Origin of the sequence: Bacteroides sp. (genome assembly GCF_019417265.1) — a bacterium.
In the GTDB taxonomy this organism is placed as follows: Bacteria; Bacteroidota; Bacteroidia; order Bacteroidales; family Bacteroidaceae; genus Phocaeicola.
On record NZ_DXVR01000184.1, the window covers coordinates 1 to 1,596 of the forward strand.

At 42.0% G+C, this 1,596-nt stretch carries 2 protein-coding genes; both read left to right on the forward strand.

Annotated elements, in window-relative coordinates:
- On the forward strand, positions 1 to 139 hold a 139-nt coding region (locus QZ379_RS12705), incomplete at its 5' end, for an LUD domain-containing protein (protein ID WP_291565664.1).
- A gap of 257 nt (positions 140 to 396) precedes the next feature.
- The coding region (locus tag QZ379_RS12710) for an ATP-grasp domain-containing protein (RefSeq protein ID WP_291565661.1) at positions 397 to 1,596 on the forward strand (1,200 nt) is incomplete at its 3' end.

Sequence of the window (1,596 nt, forward strand, 5' to 3'; positions counted from 1 at the left end):
CGAGGCTTATAAGCGAATCGATACAGGCGAATATGGCTATGGCGTATTCATTTCCGGGCCTTCAAAAACAGCTGACATCGAACAAGCGCTTGTTATGGGAGCACACGGAGCCCGCAGCGTTACGGTAATTCTGATTTGACAGTTCTTTATGACTTGAATAAAAGCTTGCCCTATTCAAACAGAGCAAGCTTTTTTTATTGGCATGCCCGGTATAGGTATCGGCCGGTCAACCCTTTAAAAACCCGTTTATGCAAAATATTGTTTATCCAACTGATGGATGAAATATTTAAAGGCAGACAAATACTTTGTTTTCTTCAAAATAATTGTTTCCTTTGCATATATTGCAAAAAATGAGACAACTATACATAAACAACCTTAAATAAAAACAAACATTTTATGAAGCAGAAATTCAAAAAAGTGCTTGTCCTTGGATCAGGAGCCCTGAAAATTGGTCAAGCAGGTGAATTCGACTATTCAGGTTCACAAGCTCTTAAAGCTTTACGTGAAGAAGGAATCAAGTCTGTTCTTATTAACCCAAACATTGCCACCATTCAGACTTCGGAAGGTATAGCAGACCAAGTATATTTCTTGCCTGTAAATACATATTTCGTAACTGAAATCATCAAGAAAGAAAGACCGGACGGTATTCTTCTTGCTTTCGGCGGTCAGACTGCATTGAACTGTGGTACTGAACTTTACCAGCAGGGTATTCTCAAGGAATATGGAGTTGAAGTTCTGGGTACATCTGTAGAAGCTATCATGTACACAGAGGACCGTGACCTCTTCGTTAAGAAACTTAACGAGATAGAGATGAAGACTCCTGTTAGCCAGGCAGTGGAAAACATGAAAGATGCTCTGGAAGCTGCACGCAGAATAGGTTATCCGGTAATGATACGTTCTGCATACGCACTTGGAGGTTTGGGTAGCGGTATATGCCCTAACGAAGAAAAATTTATCGAACTGGCAGAAAGTGCATTCACATTCTCTCCTCAGATTTTGGTGGAAGAATCTTTGAAAGGATGGAAAGAAATTGAATTTGAGGTTATCCGCGATGCAAACGACCACTGCTTCACTGTTGCCGGCATGGAGAACTTCGACCCTCTGGGTATCCATACCGGTGAGTCTATCGTTGTTGCTCCGACTTGTTCACTTACTGAAGAACAGGTTACAATGCTTCAGGATCTGTCAAAGAAATGTATCCGCCACCTTGGTATCGTAGGTGAATGTAATATCCAGTACGCTTTCAATGCTGAGACAAACGACTATCGTGTAATCGAAGTTAATGCACGTCTGAGCCGTTCTTCTGCTCTGGCTTCAAAAGCTACAGGTTATCCTCTTGCTTTCGTAGCAGCCAAAATCGGTTTGGGATATACTCTCGACGAAATCGGTGAAATGGGTACTCCTAACTCTGCTTACAAGGCTCCGGAACTTGACTATCTTATCTGTAAGATTCCTCGCTGGGACTTGACTAAGTTTGCAGGTGTTTCAAGACGCATCGGTTCAAGCATGAAATCTGTAGGTGAAATCATGTCTATAGGCCGTACTTTCGAAGAAATCATCCAGAAAGGTCTCCGTATGATTGGTCAGGGTATGCAC